A 15,061-nucleotide genomic window follows, 5' to 3' on the forward strand; every position below is an offset into this window, starting at 1 on the left:
GGCGCTATAAACGCCTGCCTGATTTCGAGTCAGGTACATTCAACCACTCTGCCACCTCTCCGGGTGGTCCCCGGCGGACCGGGGACGCGCATCATACGAGGAAGTGAGGCCGGCGACAAGTCATTGCGGCCAATGAAGTGAAAATTTCCTGAGCGCACGCCTTGCCGGATGCCTGCAGCCGCCCGATGATGCCCGTCTCCCCAGCATTACCCCGCCCCTGCCCACCATGATCGAATTCGGACACCTCACCCACCCCGGCATGCGCCGCGAGCTCAACGAGGACACCTACTACGGTGACACTGAGCTGGCCCTGTGGCTGGTGGCCGATGGCATGGGCGGGCATGCCTGCGGTGAAGTAGCCAGTGCGCTGGCGCGCGAAACCATCGTGCGCGAAATCCGCCGCGGCGCGCCGCTGGTGCAGGCCATCCGCACCGCCGACGAGGAGATCATCCGCGCCTCGCGGCGGCGCAACGACACGCTGCCGATGGGTACCACCGTCGTCGCCGCGCGCGTGCAGGGCAACCGCTATGAAGTGGCGTGGGTGGGCGACAGCCGTGCCTACCTGTGGCGCGATGGCCAGCTGGCCCAGCTCAGCCAGGATCACAGCGTGGTGCAGGAACTGGTCGCGCAGGGCAACCTGACCGCCGAACAGGCGCGGGCGCATCCACATCGCAACGTGGTCACCCAGGCCCTGGGCGTGACCGATCCTGCGCATCTGAACGTGGCCACCACCAGCGGTGAGCTGCGCCCGGGCATGCAGCTGCTGCTGTGCAGTGACGGCCTCACCGAAGAAGTAGACGACCGCGGCATCGCCCGCACCCTGGCGTTCGAGGACGCCAGCGCACAGGAATGCGTGGATACGCTGGTCGCCGCCGCGCTCGATGGCGGCGGCCGCGACAACATCAGCGTGATCCTGGTGCGCTGCCATTAGCCGGTAGATCCACGCCATGCGTGGATGCGGCGATGCCGGCCAGCGGCCGGCACGACCGCCACGCATTACGCGCTGGCGGGCTCTTCCACCTTCGGGCCATCCCACAGCGCGTGGCCGGCCTTCTTGCGCAGCCGCTCCAACCGCGCAGCGTGCGCTTCCAGTTCCGATGGCGTCGCCATCACCCGAGGGCGCGGCAGCAGTTTGCTGGCATCGAACGCCTGCAGCGCTGCACCTGCGCCACCGCCGTCCTCATCACCCAGGCCGAAGCCGATCTCTTCCTGGCCCGAGGTCAGCGCGATGTAGACATCGCCCAGGATCTGCGCATCAAGCAGGCCGCCGTGCAATGCACGGTGCGAGTTGTCCACGCCCAGCCGCTTGCACAGCGCATCCAGCGAGTTGCGCTGGCCCGGGAAGCGCTCGCGCGCCATTGCCAGGGTATCGATCACCGTGCAGCGGTCGGTGATCTTCCCGTACTGCGGACCCAGCAGCGACAGCTCGTTGTCGAGGAAGCCCAGGTCGAATGCCGCGTTGTGGATGATCAGCTCAGCGCCATCGATGAACGCCAGGAACTCATCGGCGATCTGCGCGAAACCGGGCTTGTCGTCGAGGAACTCCAGGGTCAGCCCGGTGACTTCCTGCGCGCCCTGTTCGAACTCGCAGTCCGGCTTGATGTACTGGTGATAGTTGTTGCCGGTCGGGCGGCGCTTGAACAGCTCCACGCAGCCGATTTCGACGATGCGGTTGCCCTTCTTCCACTCCAGGCCGGTGGTTTCGGTATCGAGGATGATCTGACGCATGGGCTCAGTTTACCGGGCTGGAGTCGCGGACCTGGATCGCCGCGTTGCGGGCCAGCGTGTCGACCCGCTCGTTGTCCGGGTCACCGGAGTGCCCCTTCACCCAGCGCCAGTCGATCTGGTGCCGCAGCGTCGCTGCATGCAGCCGCTCCCACAGTTCACGGTTCTTCACCGGGTCACCGCCAGCGGTTTTCCAGTTCTTGCGGATCCAGCCCGGCATCCACTGCGTCAGCCCCTGCCGTACGTACTGCGAGTCGGTGTAGAGCACGATGTTGCAGGGCTCGGTCAGCGTCTCCAACCCGGAAATGGCCGCCATCAGCTCCATCCGGTTGTTGGTGGTATGCGCTTCGCCGCCACTCAGTTCGCGCTCATGGCCCTTGTAACGCAGCAGCGCGGCCCAGCCGCCCGGGCCGGGATTGCCGAGGCAGGATCCGTCGGTGTGGATTTCGATGGTTTTCAATACAACTCCAGATCAGGTAGCAACGGTGCCGTGCCAACGCACCGGCAACGGTTTCGGCCCGGGCAGGGCCAGCGTGCGTTTTTCCGCATGGAACAGGCAGGCCGCGCGCAGCGGCGCCCAGCCACCGGGACGACGGCTGCCGGCCCCCCGCCAGAGCGGGCCGAGATAACGCATATCGTCGCACTCCAGGCCATGCCGGCCGAGCAGCAGGCGGATCCGCTGCGGCGTACGCACCACCAGCCCGTGCTGGCGCCAACGCGTGCGGTACGGACTGAACGGATTGAGGCTGCTCAGCCACAGGTGGCCGCCCGGCATCAGCACGCGCTCGCACTCGTCGAGCAGCTGGTCGGCATCGGCGGCGGTGACATGCTGCAGCACGATCGCATTGACGCTCTCGTTGGCCAACGGCAGCGGCAACGCGCAGCGGGTATCGCCGGCATAGCCGTGACCCTGCCGGTGCAGTCGCAGGCCGCGCCCACCCAGCTGTGCGTCGTCCAACCAGGCCACACTCGGCGCGATCCACAACCAGGGCTGGGCCGGCAACACCGACAGCTGCGGCAGCAGCAATTGCCGCTCCAGCACGCGCAACGCCGCCGCCGGTTCACTGTCGAACCACGGGGTCTGGCTCGCTTGACGGGTGCTCTGCAGCGCGGGCATGGTCCAATTCTATGCGACTGACTGCCCTGCCCGCATTTGCGGATAACTACATCTGGACGCTGATCGACGACGATGGCGCCGCCGTGGTCGTCGACCCCGGCGATGCTGCGCCGGTGCTCGCGCTGGCCGAACAGGGCCTGCGCGTGGACACGATCCTGCTTACCCACCATCACGACGACCACATCGGTGGCGTCCCCGCGCTACAGGCCCGTTTTCCCGGCGTGCGGGTGATCGCCCCCGTCGACGAGCGCATCCCCACGGCCACCGAACGGGTCGGCGAAGGTGAACGCGTTCAGGCACTGGGCCGGATGTTCCACGTACTATCCGTGCCCGGGCATACCCGCAGCCACATCGCGTTTCACACTGCTGAACATCTTTTCAGCGGAGATTCGTTGTTCAGCCTGGGCTGTGGACGTCTGTTCGAAGGTACGCCGTCCCAGCTTCTGGCATCGATGCGCAAGCTGGGTACCTTGCCCGCGCAACTGCTGCTTTGTTGCGCCCACGAGTACACCGTGTCAAATGCCGTCTTCGCGCGGCATGTCGACCCCGCCAACGCTGCCCTGTGGCAGCGCCAAGAGGAGGCTTTGGCCATGCGCCGCGATGACCGTTCCACCCTGCCGGTAACCCTGGCCAACGAATTCGACTGCAATCCCTTCCTGCGTGTGCACACGGCGCCGATTCGTGCGTCGGTATCGGCACACCTGGGCCGTGACGTCGTGGACGACGTCGACGTGATGGCCGGTCTCCGGCATTGGAAAGACGGCTTCCGCGCATGATGCGCCGAAGTCTGCCGCTGGCCCTGGGCCTTGCCCTGGGGCTGGCCGGAACCGCAGGCGCTCAGTCGCTGGGCGCCGGCATCAGCCAGAACCTGACGGCTGCCGCCGCCCTGCCGCTGGACCCGTCCACGCTGCCGGCCGCTTCGGTACGAAATGGCCAGGAGATCTTCACCAGCTTCCGCGACGGCCTGGCCGAGCCGCGCTGTGACGCCGAAGCCACCAGCCCGCGCTGGCAGAAGCAGTTCGCCCATGCCCCTTCGCGCCTGGCCAACCAGGATGACGATGCACTGGTGCTGTTCGGCTACGTGGTCGAAGAGCTGCGCAAGGCCAACCTGCCCACCGAATTCGCGCTGATTCCCTTCGTCGAAAGCGGCTACCGGCCCAATGCCCGCAATGGCAGCGGCCCGACCGGCCTGTGGCAGTTCATCGCCACCACCGCGCGCAACCACCGCGTGCCGATGGCCAACGGCTACGACGGCCGCCTGTCGGCGGTCGATTCGACCCAGGCCGCGGTGCGCTACCTGAAGACCCTGCACGGCATGTTCGGCGGCGACTGGCGCCTGGCCACCATGGCCTACAACGCCGGCGAGTACCGCGTGCTGCAATCCATGCGCAAGGCCGGCATGAATGCGCAGAACGCCACGCCTTCGGCCCTGCCCGGCCTGTCGCCGGTCACCCATGCCTACGTCGAGAAGCTGCATGCCCTGGCCTGCGTGCTGGAAGACGTGGAAGACCAGCCCGGCGTGATGGCCTCGCTGGACCGCACCGTGCCGGTGCTGAAGGACCACACCCTGCCGGCCGGCACCAGCGTCCAGCAGTGGGCCGCACAGCGCGCCCTGGACCCGGCGAAGATCGCCCGCCTCAACCCCGCGCTGGCATCGGGCGGCCGCGCTTCCGGCACCACCCGCGTGCTGGCTCCTGTCTCGGCCGCCAATGCGACGGTCACGGAGGCGGCGAGCGCCCTGGTCGCCAGCGCGGCCCCGGCGGCCACTGCTGTGCCCACGCCGACGGTCGCCAAGACCGTTGCCGCCATCGCCGACCGCCCGCGCAGCCGCCGCCATACCGTGCGTGATGGCGAGTCGGCCTGGACGATCGCCCGCCGCTACGGCATGCCAGTGAAGGCCCTGCTCTCGCTGAACGGCCTGAGCGGCAGCAGCGTGCTGAAGCCCGGTGCGGTGCTGCGCGTCGAAGACTGACGCGCCAGCCAAGCACTCCCCTTGGAGCCGAGCCCACGCTCGGCTTTTTCATGCGCCGGCACGGCTGCCCTCGTAGAGTCGAGCTTGCTCGACTGCTTTTGTATATCCAGTCGAGCAAGCTCGACTCTACGCACCTGGCTCCACAAAAAAGGCCCGGCAATGCCGGGCCTTTTTCGTTCCTGTCCGCCGTGAGGCTTACAGGTTGGCTTCGGTGGTCTGGACCACGAACTTCTTGCGCATCGCCTCGACGTAGGCCTTGGCTGCCGCCATGCCATCGATCTGGCTCAGCTGGTCCTTCAGCTGCTTCTGCTGCTCGGCGGTCACTTCCTTGATGTCGCCCGGGTTGATCTTGTTCACCGCGAACAGCAGCGCGTGGCCGTTCACGTCAACCTTGCCGTAGCTCGGCTTGCCATTGACCGGCGCCGGCGCACTGAAGATCGCGCGGTGGATGTCCGGGGTCGGCACCGGCTGGCTGCGCGGCAGGCCCGGCATCGGGCTCAGCTGCAGCTTCTCGCTGGCCGCCAGCGACTGCAGGGTGGCGCCGCCCTTCAGCTTGGCCAGCACGGCGTCAGCAGCCTTGTCGCTGGCCTGGCGCTGGCGATCGGCGCGGATCGCGGCAATCACCTGCTCGCGGGCCTTGTCCAGCGGCATCGCCTGTTCCGGCGTATGCGCGGAGACGCGGATGACCACACTGTGGTTGCTGGCGCCGCCCAGGGCGATCGGGTCGCTGGCGGTGCCGTCCTGTACCAGCACGTCGGAGAAGGCTGCGCGCAGCACCGCCGGATCAGCGGCGATGCCGCTGGCGGTAGCACGGGTGATCGGGCCCAGGGTCTGCAGCGGCAGCTTCACTTCCTTGGCTGCAGCCGCCAGATCGCTCGGGCTCTTGTTGATGGCGTCAACCAGGCGGCCAGCCAGCTCGTTGAAGCCGCGCTCGCCATCGGCCTTCAGCTGCTCGGCGGCCAGCGTGTCACGCACTTCCTCGAACGACTTGCCCTGGCCACCGCGCACGGCGGCCACCTTGATGATGTGGTAACCGAAGTCGGTCTTGACCGGGCCGATCACGTCGCCGGCCTTGGCGGCGAACAGGGCGTCTTCGAACGGCTTGACCATCGCGCCACGCTCGACCCAACCCAGGTCACCGCCCTGCGCCTTCGAGCCCGGATCTTCCGAGTTGGCCTTGGCCAGCGCGGCGAAGTCGGCGCCGGCGGCCTTGGCTTCGGCGGCAATCTTGTTGGCCTTGGCTTCGGCACCGTCGCCGGTGATCAGGATGTGCGCAGCCTGGCGCTGCTCCGGCGAGGTGAACTTCGCCTTCTCGTCTTCATAGCGCTTGCGCAGGGTCGCTTCGTCGGCCGCGGCCGGTGCCGGCAGGGTGCCGCCGTTGATCTCGACATACTCCAGCGAGACGCTCTCGGCCTGGCGGAAATCCTTGCCGTGGCTGTCATACCACTGCTTGATCTGCGCATCGGTGACCGGCGCGGTATCGGCCGGCACTTCCGGCAGCGCGGCCAGCTCGACGTCGCGGGTCTCGCCCAGCAGCTTCAGCAGGCGCTCGGTCTCGGACTGGGTGACGAAACCGGAGTTCTGCAGGCCCGACGGAATCACCGACTGCTGCAGGCTCTCACGCACCAGTTCCTGGAACTGGGTCGGGGTACGCGGCGGATTGCCACCGGCCAGCGCCAGGCGGTAGTTGTTCTCGTTGAACTTGCCGTTCGAATCGAGGAAGGCCGGGATGGTGGCGATGTACTCGCGCACGGCACCATCGCCGATCACGACGCCGGCCTGCTCACCCACCAGGCGCACGACCTGCTCGTCGATCAGCTGGTCGAGCACGGCCAGCTTGTTTTCGGTGCTTTCGAACGCGCGCGGGTCGAAGTTCTCGCCCTGCTGCTGGCGCTCGCGCATGCGTTCCTGTTCGAAACGGGTGCGGAAATCCTGCGCGCTGATCTCGTGGTGCTGCCACAGCATGCGCACCGGCCACCACGACGGCGCCGAACGCCACCAGGTCGGAGGTGCGGAAACCTTGGCCACGTTCTGAGCGCCAACGCCACCAAGGTAGCTGTTGTCGATCACGAACAGGAACGGAATCATCAGCAGCCCCAGGATCACGGTGACGATCCAGCCTGAGGTCTTGTCGCGGAGTTTCTGCAGCATGGTGAGGAATCACAAGGCCTGATTGGCGAGCCCGGCAGTGTAACCCGCTTCGCCGCAGGGACCAAAAGCAGCACCGGCGCGGCCTGCGCGCCTCTTCGCGAGCGCACAAAGAAAAAGCCCCCGGCGTGTGCCGAGGGCTTTTAGAGTTGGCGGAGCGGACGGGACTCGAACCCGCGACCTCCGGCGTGACAGGCCAGCATTCTAACCAGCTGAACTACCGCTCCGCGCTGAAACTTTGCAGGTGCCCAGTATATCCGAAGACTCCCTGGAAACCCAGCCCGATGAACACTTTTTTCAAAGTTTTTTCACAGGGACTTAAGAATTCTGCAATGGCGGAGCGGACGGGACTCGAACCCGCGACCTCCGGCGTGACAGGCCAGCATTCTAACCAGCTGAACTACCGCTCCGTTCTTGCAAAAACCTTTTCGCCTTCTTCCCGAACCTTCCGGGGAGAAGACAAGGCCCCCGGCTTCAGACCGGGGGCCTCGATGTAATGGCGGAGCGGACGGGACTCGAACCCGCGACCTCCGGCGTGACAGGCCAGCATTCTAACCAGCTGAACTACCGCTCCGCGTTGTTACCGTTTTTGTTTTCCGCCGGCCTGGACCGGGAAGAAAACAAAGCCTCCAGCTTTTGGCCGGAGGCCTCGTTGAATGGCGGAGCGGACGGGACTCGAACCCGCGACCTCCGGCGTGACAGGCCAGCATTCTAACCAGCTGAACTACCGCTCCACACTCAAACTTTTACCGCGGTGCTGTGGTGGGTGCTGAGGGTTTCGAACCCCCGACCCTCTCCGTGTAAAGGAGACGCTCTACCGCTGAGCTAAGCACCCCAGCGAGCCGCTTAGTTTACAGCATCCTTCAGGGCCTTGCCAGCCTTGAACGACGGATTCTTCGAAGCAGCGATCTTGATGGTGTCGCCGGTCTTCGGGTTGCGGCCGGTGCGGGCAGCACGGTCGCGGACCTGGAAGGTACCGAAGCCAACCAGGGTGACCGCATCGCCGTCCTTCAGCGCCTTGGTGACGGCAGCAACGACGGCATCGACAGCGCGGCTGGACTCGGCCTTGGTCAGGTCGGCAGCTTCAGCAACGGCATCGATCAATTCGGTCTTGTTCATTCTCTACAACTCCTTTGGCGGTGGGTTCCGCGGATTCGACAGGGAAGCAACCGCACGCCTTCTGCATGCGGCCGCCATGTGGAAACGGTTCGCCGATTCAGTCATCGCTGACAGCGATCACTCATTCGCGAGTGCTGCTTTTATACCAGCGGCCCTACCCCCACGCAAGCTGGAAAGCCAGTAACGACGCGGGTTTCGGGCCATTGGACAGCGCGCGTCAATGCTTGACGCGCGCGTTTCCACTCGGTTTGGCCTTGCTCCGCACCGTGACACGTTGCGCACTCTTGCGCGCCTTCTTCGGTGCCAACGGACGCTCCAGTGCCAGGTCCAGCACTTCTTCGATGTACTTCACCGGCACGATCTTCAGATCGCGGGTGACGTTGGCCGGGATGTCAGCAAGGTCCTTGCGGTTCTCTTCCGGAATGATGACCGTGCGGATGCCGCCGCGCAGCGCAGCCAGCAGCTTCTCCTTCAGGCCACCAATGGCCGTGACACGACCGCGCAGGGTGATCTCGCCGGTCATCGCCACGTCGGCACGCACCGGCACCTTGGTCAGCATCGACACCAGCGAGGTGACCATCGCCGCACCGGCACTGGGGCCGTCCTTCGGCGTGGCACCGTCCGGCACGTGCAGGTGCACGTCGTGCTTCTGCAGGAAGTCGCTGTCGATGCCGAAGCCGACCGCGCGCGAGCGCACCACCGACAACGCCGCCGACGCCGATTCCTTCATCACGTTGCCGAGCTGGCCGGTCAGGATCAGCTGGCCCTTGCCCGGCACCAGCGTCGATTCGATCTGCAGCAGATCGCCACCGACCTCGGTCCAGGCCAGGCCGGTGACCAGGCCGATCTCGTTCTCTTCCTCGGCACGGCCGAAGTCGAAGCGACGCACGCCCAGGTACTTGTCCAGGTTCTTGCTGGACACGCTCACCAGCGCCTTCTTCTTGGCAGCCTTCTTCGCCTTCACCGGCTGCGGGCCGGTCAGCGCGATCTCCTTCACCACCTTGCGGCAGATCTTGGCGATCTCGCGTTCCAGGTTGCGCACGCCCGATTCGCGCGTGTAGTAGCGCACGATGTCCTGGATCGCATCGCTGCCGATCTCCAGTTCTTCCGGCTGCAGGCCGTTGGCCTTGATCTGCTTCGGCACCAGGTAACGCGTGGCGATGTTGAGCTTCTCATCCTCGGTGTAGCCGGGGATGCGGATCACTTCCATGCGGTCCAGCAGCGGGCCCGGGATGTTCAGCGAGTTCGACGTCGCTACGAACATCACTTCGGACAGGTCCAGGTCCACTTCCAGGTAGTGGTCGTTGAACGCGTTGTTCTGCTCCGGGTCAAGCACTTCCAGCAGCGCCGACGACGGATCGCCACGGAAGTCCATCGACATCTTGTCGATCTCGTCGAGCACGAACAGCGGGTTCTTGCTGCCGACCTTGTTGAGGTTCTGCACGATCCGGCCCGGCATCGAACCCACATAGGTACGGCGATGGCCACGGATCTCGGCTTCGTCGCGGACGCCGCCCAGCGACATGCGCACGAACTTGCGGTTGGTGGCCTTGGCGATGGACTGGCCCAGCGAGGTCTTGCCCACGCCCGGCGGTCCGACCAGGCAAAGGATCGGGCCCTTCATCTGCTTCACGCGCGACTGCACCGCCAGGTACTCAAGGATGCGCTCCTTGACCTTCTCCAGGCCGTAGTGATCGGCGTCGAGGGTGTCCTGCGCGGCCTTCAGGTCCTTGCGCACCTTGCTGCGCTTCTTCCACGGCACGCCCAGCAACCACTCCAGGTAGTTGCGCACGACCGCTGCTTCAGCCGACATCGGCGACATCTGCTTGAGCTTGTTCAGTTCGTTGCGTGCCTTGGCTTCAACAGCCTTCGGCATGCCGGCTTCGGCGATCTTGCGGGCCAGCTCTTCCAGCTCGCCCGGCGCGTCGTCCAGGTCACCCAGTTCCTTCTGGATGGCCTTCATCTGTTCGTTGAGGTAGTACTCGCGCTGGCTCTTCTCCATCTGCGACTTCACGCGGCCGCGGATGCGCTTCTCCATCTGCTGCACATCGATCTCGCCATCGACCAGGCCGACCAGCATCTCCAGGCGGTCGCTCACGGCCAGCGTTTCCAGCAGGCGCTGCTTGTCGGCCAGGCGCACGCTGATGTGCGCGGCGATGGTGTCGGCCAGGCGGGCCGGCTCGTCAATGCCCGACAGCGTCTGCAGCAGTTCCGGCGGCAGCTTGCGGTTGGTCTTGACGTACTGCTCGAACAGCGACATCAGCGAGCGCGCGATCGCCTCGACCTCGCGGGCTTCGCGCTCATCGGTGGCATCGATCTCAACGGCCTGGCCGTGCAGCGAGCCGTTGCGCTCGTCGACGTGGGTGACCTGCACGCGCGACAGGCCTTCGACCAGCACCTTGATGGTGCCGTCGGGCAGCTTCAGCAGCTGCAGCACCTGCGCCAGCGTACCGACCTGGTAGAGGTCGGCCGCATGCGGGTCGTCGGTCTCGGCCGACTTCTGCGCCAGCAGCAGGATGCGCTTGTCCGCTTCCATTGCCTGTTCAAGCGCGTGCATGGACTTGTCACGGCCGACGAACAGCGGGATGACCATGTGCGGGAACACCACTACGTCGCGCAGCGGCAGGACCGGCAGGTCGAGGGTTTCACTTGGGGAACGGGCCATGGGGGCTCCAGGGAAGGGGAAAACCGCCTCCGGGAGGGCATCTTCCGGAGACAAAAAAAGCCGATGGCCCCGTTATGGGGCCATCGGCTTTCAGATGCAAGGCATTCCTTGAAAATCCTTTCCAATCAACAACCTGGAAGGATCACTCGGCGCCTGCGGCCTTCTGTTCAGGGGCCGCCGGGGTCTGGTAGATCAGGTACGGCTCGGACTTGTGCTCGATCACCGACTCGTCCACCACCACCTTGCTGACGTTTTCCTGCGACGGCAGGTCATACATGGTGTCCAGCAGAACCGATTCGACGATGGTGCGCAGGCCGCGGGCGCCGGTCTTGCGCTTGAGCGCCTTCCTGGCGATGGCCGACAGCGCGTCCGGACGGAACTCCAGCTCGACGTTCTCCATCTCGAACAGCTTCTTGAACTGCTTGGTGATGGCGTTCTTCGGCTCGGTCAGGATCTTGATCAGGGCCGGCTCGTCCAGCTCCTCCAGGGTCGCCACCACCGGCAGGCGGCCGACGAACTCGGGAATCAGGCCGAACTTGATCAGGTCTTCCGGCTCGACTTCGGCCAGCACCTTGCCCACTTCCTGCTTGCGCTCGCTGCTCTTGACCTTGGCGCCGAAACCGATGCTGCCGACGTCGGTGGAACGGGCCTGGATCACCTTGTCCAGCCCGGCGAACGCGCCGCCGCAGATGAACAGGATGTTCTTGGTGTCCACCTGCAGGAATTCCTGCTGCGGGTGCTTGCGGCCGCCCTGCGGCGGAACGCTGGCCACGGTGCCTTCGATCAGCTTCAGCAGGGCCTGCTGCACGCCTTCGCCGGACACATCGCGGGTGATCGACGGGTTCTCGCTCTTGCGCGAGATCTTGTCGATCTCATCGATGTAGACGATGCCCTGCTGTGCCTTCTCGACGTCGTAGTCGCACTTCTGCAGCAGCTTCTGGATGATGTTCTCCACGTCCTCGCCCACGTAACCGGCTTCGGTCAGCGTGGTGGCGTCGGCCATGGTGAACGGCACGTTGAGCAGGCGGGCCAGGGTCTCGGCCAGCAGCGTCTTGCCCGAACCGGTCGGGCCGACCAGCAGGATGTTCGACTTCGCCAGTTCGACGTCGTCGTTCTTCTGCCGGCTCTCGATGCGCTTGTAGTGGTTGTACACGGCCACGGCCAAGGTGCGCTTGGCACGGTTCTGGCCGATCACGTACTGGTCGAGAACCTCGAGGATCTCGCGCGGCTTGGGCAGCGAACTGCGCGCCGACTGCGCCTTTTCCTCGAGTTCCTCACGGATGATGTCGTTGCACAGCTCCACGCACTCATCGCAGATGAATACGCTCGGACCCGCAATCAGCTTGCGCACTTCATGCTGGCTCTTGCCGCAGAAAGAGCAGTAGAGGATCTTGCCGGTGTCCGTGGAACGACCTTGGCGGTCTTCGCTCATGCTTCGCTTACCCAGTTACCCCACCCGCTGAACGGGGGTTCGATTCGAGAATAGCACAGGGCCGAGGGGACACCAGTCCCGCCCGACCCTGCAGGAACGGGGCCTGCCGGGCCCCGTGAAGGCCGGTCAACCCGCCTGGATCGACTCATCCGGACGACGCTCCAGGACCTGGTCGACCAGACCATAGGCCTGCGCCTCGAAGGCGCTCTTGAAGTTGTCGCGCTCGGTGTCACGGGCGATCGTCTCCAGCGACTGGCCGGTGTGCTTGGCCAGTACCTCGTTCAGGCGCGAACGCAGGGTCAGGATCTCACGCGCATGGATGTCGATGTCGGTGGCCTGGCCCTGGTAGCCGCCCAGCGGCTGGTGGATCATCACGCGCGAATTCGGCAACGCGTAGCGCTTGCCAGCTTCGCCCGCAGCCAGCAGCAGGGCGCCCATCGAGGCGGCCTGGCCGATGCAGGTGGTGCTCACATTCGGCTTGATGTACTGCATGGTGTCGTAGATCGCCATGCCGGCGGTGACCACGCCACCCGGCGAGTTGATGTAGATGTTGATGTCCTTTTCCGGGTTTTCCGATTCCAGGAACAGCAACTGCGCCACCACCACGTTGGCCATGTGATCGTCGATCGGGCCTACGAGGAAGATCAGGCGCTCCTTCAACAGGCGCGAATAGATGTCGTAGGCACGCTCGCCGCGGCTGGTCTGCTCGACCACCATCGGAACCAGGTTCAGGGCTTTGGTTCGGTTGTCCATTACGTGAGGTACCTATCTTGGGGGGAAACAACCCCGCGCCGGCAAAGGCGCGGGGCATTCGGTGATCCGCCCGGGCTTACTGGCGGATCGCGTCCTGGAACGACAGCTTTTCTTCGGTGTGCTGGGCACGCTCGGCGATCCAGTCGATCACCTGCTCTTCCATCACGCGGTTCTGCAGGCCAGACATCAGCTGGGGGTCGTTGCGGTACATCTCAATGACCTGCTCCGGCTCTTCGTAGGTCGAAGCGATCAGGCGCATCGTTTCGTTCAGGCGCTTGGCTTCCAGGCGCAGGTCGTTGGTACGGGCCACTTCACCGACCAGCAGGCCGACCAGCACGCGCTTGGCAGCAGCGTCCTTGAAGCCCTCATGGGCATCGGCCGGGATCTCACCGACGTTCTGGCCGTTGCGGCGGATCTGCTCCACCTGCTGGGCCAGCATGGCGCGGGCTTCGTTCTCGACCAGGCGCGGCGGCATTTCCACCGAAGCGTAGGCGGCGATCAGCTGCTCGCCCACTTCGCGACGCAGGCGGTTCATCAGCGCACCCTTCAGCTCGCGCTCCAGGTTGGCACGGATGTCGCTGCGGAACTGCTCGACGTCGCCGCCCTTCACGCCGAAGCTCTTGATGAAGGCTTCGTCGACCGCCGGCACGACCGGCTCGGACACTTCGGCAACCTTGACGGTGACCTGCACGGTCTTGCCAGCCAGCACCGGCACGCGCCAGTCAGCCGGGAACTCGACGTCCAAGGTCTTCTCTTCGCCCTTGGCCAGGCCGACCAGGCCCTTTTCGATGGTGTCGAACATCATGCCCTGACCGAGCACGATCGAACCCTTCTCGGTGCCTTCGGCCGGCAGGCGCTCTTCGCCGGCCTGCGACCAGGTTTCCACCGCGACCAGGTCACCGTCCTGCGCGCCACGGCTGACCGGGGCCCAGGTACGACGCTGGTTCTGCAGGTTCTCGATCATCTGGTCGATGTCGGCATCGGTGATTTCGGCGCTGTGGCGCACCACGGTCAGCTTGCTGACGTCGATGTCGCCGAAGTCCGGCACCACTTCCACGGTGGCCACGAAGGAGAACTCACCCTCGTCGCCCTTGTCGATGCGCGGGCTGCCGACGATGCGCAGGTCGTGCTCACGCACGGCGGCATCGAAGGTTTCGCGCAGCAGGCCGTCCAGCGCCTCGCCACGGACCTGCGCGCCGAAGCGCTGCTCGATCACCTTGGCCGGCACCTTGCCCGGACGGAAACCCTTGATGCGGGTGGTACGGGCGATTTCGCCCAGGCGGCCGACGATGTGGCTCTGCAGACGGTCTTCCGGCAGCGAGAAGCTCAGGCGGCGTTCCAGGTTGCCGGTGGATTCGATCGAAGCTTGCATGTTGACTCCTGCCACCGGTGGCCCAGGCCCCCGGCTCGATGATTGGGATGAAACGGTTGTAAGGACACGGCGTCTGGGACGCGCCTGCTTGCCGCAGCCCTTTAGTTTCGCCCAATTCGGCCTGCACTGCCAGCGCGTGCCGGTCAAGGGGGCCGAGCCAGGCCTGCGGGCGGGTACGGGAGCAGCGCGACGCGGTGCCGAGGTCCCTTCAGGCGACCGCCGCAACTCCCGGGACCGCAGCCGCCAGAGGGCGGCGCCGGAAAGCCGGAACGCGCGCCGGCAGCGATGATCGACCGGCAGGAGGCTTGCCCGTGGCAGTGCAGAGGGGAGGCTGGCCGGCCATGGAGGCACCACTGCTGGTGCGAAAGGGGGGACTCGAACCCCCACGCCTTGCGGCACTGGAACCTAAATCCAGGGCGTCTACCAATTCCGCCACTTTCGCGTGGCCGGCACAGGCCGTCATTGTCGCAGGCAGAGGCCGTAAGCGAAAGGCCTGCACAAAGCTGAATCCATCATCTTGAAGGCGCGCTCTGCGCCGATTCCATCAACATGCAGGCAAGAAAAAAGCCACTTGGCGGACCAAGTGGCTTTCGTCTGGTGGGCTGTCAAGGATTCGAACCTTGGACCTATTGATTAAGAGTCAACTGCTCTACCAACTGAGCTAACAGCCCGAAATCGGGGCGCGAATTATGACCCGATCCGCTCGGTGGGTGCAAGCGCTTTCTTCAACACCGTTGAAACCAGCACCGCGATCCCGC

Annotated in this window: 12 protein-coding genes and 7 tRNA genes; 3 read left to right on the forward strand and 16 right to left on the reverse strand. The window is 65.3% G+C overall.

Annotated elements, in window-relative coordinates:
• Positions 1–226: 226 nt before the first annotated feature.
• Positions 227–931, forward strand: a complete 705-nt coding sequence (locus SSKA14_RS19830; RefSeq protein ID WP_008268107.1) for a protein phosphatase 2C domain-containing protein — start codon at positions 227–229, stop codon at positions 929–931.
• 65 nt (positions 932–996) lie between these two features.
• Here the strand turns inward: SSKA14_RS19830 and dnaQ are convergent, their stop codons facing one another.
• The 3 genes from dnaQ to SSKA14_RS19845 are packed head-to-tail and all read right to left on the reverse strand — an operon-like array spanning position 997 to position 2,842.
• Positions 997–1,728 carry a DNA polymerase III subunit epsilon gene (gene dnaQ, locus SSKA14_RS19835; protein ID WP_008266121.1) on the reverse strand — a complete coding sequence of 244 codons (732 nt, stop codon included), beginning with the start codon at positions 1,726–1,728 and terminating at the stop codon, positions 997–999.
• 4 nt (positions 1,729–1,732) lie between these two features.
• The gene (rnhA, locus tag SSKA14_RS19840) at positions 1,733–2,185 is read right to left on the reverse strand and encodes a ribonuclease HI (protein ID WP_004154603.1); all 453 of its coding nucleotides are present in this window, start codon (positions 2,183–2,185) and stop codon (positions 1,733–1,735) included.
• A 12-nt stretch (positions 2,186–2,197) separates the two neighbouring features.
• Positions 2,198–2,842, reverse strand: a complete 645-nt coding sequence (locus tag SSKA14_RS19845; RefSeq protein WP_008265667.1) for a methyltransferase domain-containing protein — start codon at positions 2,840–2,842, stop codon at positions 2,198–2,200.
• Between the two features lie 11 nt (positions 2,843–2,853).
• On the opposite strand from SSKA14_RS19845, the gene gloB reads away from it, so the two are divergent.
• Positions 2,854–3,618 carry a hydroxyacylglutathione hydrolase gene (gene gloB, locus SSKA14_RS19850; RefSeq protein WP_008268426.1) on the forward strand — a complete coding sequence of 255 codons (765 nt, stop codon included), beginning with the start codon at positions 2,854–2,856 and terminating at the stop codon, positions 3,616–3,618.
• Positions 3,615–4,814 (forward strand): lytic transglycosylase domain-containing protein, encoded by a 1,200-nt coding sequence (locus SSKA14_RS19855; protein ID WP_008267014.1) that lies wholly within the window; start codon positions 3,615–3,617, stop codon positions 4,812–4,814. Before gloB ends, SSKA14_RS19855 begins: the two co-directional genes overlap by 4 nt.
• 195 nt (positions 4,815–5,009) lie before the next feature.
• On the opposite strand, the gene SSKA14_RS19860 is transcribed toward SSKA14_RS19855, so the two are convergent.
• From SSKA14_RS19860 to SSKA14_RS19920, 13 genes are all read right to left on the reverse strand, one after another.
• Positions 5,010–6,965: a peptidyl-prolyl cis-trans isomerase gene (locus tag SSKA14_RS19860; RefSeq protein ID WP_008264818.1), complete on the reverse strand. Its 1,956-nt coding sequence runs from the start codon at positions 6,963–6,965 to the stop codon at positions 5,010–5,012.
• A 147-nt stretch (positions 6,966–7,112) separates the two neighbouring features.
• A tRNA-Asp gene (locus SSKA14_RS19865) sits at positions 7,113–7,189 on the reverse strand.
• 106 nt (positions 7,190–7,295) lie between these two features.
• A tRNA-Asp gene (locus SSKA14_RS19870) sits at positions 7,296–7,372 on the reverse strand.
• 87 nt (positions 7,373–7,459) lie between these two features.
• Positions 7,460–7,536, reverse strand: a tRNA-Asp gene (locus SSKA14_RS19875).
• Positions 7,537–7,619: 83 nt separating this feature from the next.
• Positions 7,620–7,696, reverse strand: a tRNA-Asp gene (locus tag SSKA14_RS19880).
• A 26-nt stretch (positions 7,697–7,722) separates the two neighbouring features.
• Positions 7,723–7,797 (reverse strand) — tRNA-Val (locus SSKA14_RS19885).
• An 11-nt stretch (positions 7,798–7,808) separates the two neighbouring features.
• A complete protein-coding gene (locus SSKA14_RS19890; RefSeq protein ID WP_004146343.1) occupies positions 7,809–8,081 on the reverse strand; it encodes an HU family DNA-binding protein in 273 nt (90 codons plus the stop codon).
• Between the two features lie 217 nt (positions 8,082–8,298).
• Positions 8,299–10,746 (reverse strand): endopeptidase La, encoded by a 2,448-nt coding sequence (lon, locus tag SSKA14_RS19895; protein WP_008265092.1) that lies wholly within the window; start codon positions 10,744–10,746, stop codon positions 8,299–8,301.
• A 142-nt stretch (positions 10,747–10,888) separates the two neighbouring features.
• A complete protein-coding gene (clpX, locus tag SSKA14_RS19900; protein ID WP_004154600.1) occupies positions 10,889–12,178 on the reverse strand; it encodes an ATP-dependent Clp protease ATP-binding subunit ClpX in 1,290 nt (429 codons plus the stop codon).
• Positions 12,179–12,304: 126 nt separating this feature from the next.
• Positions 12,305–12,931 carry an ATP-dependent Clp endopeptidase proteolytic subunit ClpP gene (clpP, locus tag SSKA14_RS19905; RefSeq protein WP_004146318.1) on the reverse strand — a complete coding sequence of 209 codons (627 nt, stop codon included), beginning with the start codon at positions 12,929–12,931 and terminating at the stop codon, positions 12,305–12,307.
• A 76-nt stretch (positions 12,932–13,007) separates the two neighbouring features.
• Positions 13,008–14,303, reverse strand: coding sequence for a trigger factor (gene tig, locus SSKA14_RS19910; protein ID WP_008268226.1), 1,296 nt, complete (start codon positions 14,301–14,303; stop codon positions 13,008–13,010).
• Between the two features lie 357 nt (positions 14,304–14,660).
• Positions 14,661–14,745 (reverse strand) — tRNA-Leu (locus SSKA14_RS19915).
• Between the two features lie 153 nt (positions 14,746–14,898).
• Positions 14,899–14,974, reverse strand: a tRNA-Lys gene (locus SSKA14_RS19920).
• Positions 14,975–15,061 lie beyond the last annotated feature (87 nt).

It is taken from the genome of Stenotrophomonas sp. SKA14 (assembly GCF_000158575.1).
GTDB classification, from domain to species: Bacteria; Pseudomonadota; Gammaproteobacteria; order Xanthomonadales; family Xanthomonadaceae; genus Stenotrophomonas; species Stenotrophomonas forensis.

Bases quoted from the DNA above. Each gene is read 5' to 3' on its own strand.
- SSKA14_RS19830 (WP_008268107.1), top strand. From the start codon at position 227: ATGATCGAATTCGGACACCTCACCCACCCCGGCATGCGCCGCGAGCTC.
- dnaQ (WP_008266121.1), bottom strand. From the start codon at position 1,728: ATGCGTCAGATCATCCTCGATACCGAAACCACCGGCCTGGAGTGGAAG.
- SSKA14_RS19845 (WP_008265667.1), bottom strand. From the start codon at position 2,842: ATGCCCGCGCTGCAGAGCACCCGTCAAGCGAGCCAGACCCCGTGGTTC.
- gloB (WP_008268426.1), top strand. From the start codon at position 2,854: ATGCGACTGACTGCCCTGCCCGCATTTGCGGATAACTACATCTGGACG.
- SSKA14_RS19855 (WP_008267014.1), top strand. From the start codon at position 3,615: ATGATGCGCCGAAGTCTGCCGCTGGCCCTGGGCCTTGCCCTGGGGCTG.
- SSKA14_RS19860 (WP_008264818.1), bottom strand. From the start codon at position 6,965: ATGCTGCAGAAACTCCGCGACAAGACCTCAGGCTGGATCGTCACCGTG.
- SSKA14_RS19890 (WP_004146343.1), bottom strand. From the start codon at position 8,081: ATGAACAAGACCGAATTGATCGATGCCGTTGCTGAAGCTGCCGACCTG.
- lon (WP_008265092.1), bottom strand. From the start codon at position 10,746: ATGGCCCGTTCCCCAAGTGAAACCCTCGACCTGCCGGTCCTGCCGCTG.
- clpX (WP_004154600.1), bottom strand. From the start codon at position 12,178: ATGAGCGAAGACCGCCAAGGTCGTTCCACGGACACCGGCAAGATCCTC.
- clpP (WP_004146318.1), bottom strand. From the start codon at position 12,931: ATGGACAACCGAACCAAAGCCCTGAACCTGGTTCCGATGGTGGTCGAG.
- tig (WP_008268226.1), bottom strand. From the start codon at position 14,303: ATGCAAGCTTCGATCGAATCCACCGGCAACCTGGAACGCCGCCTGAGC.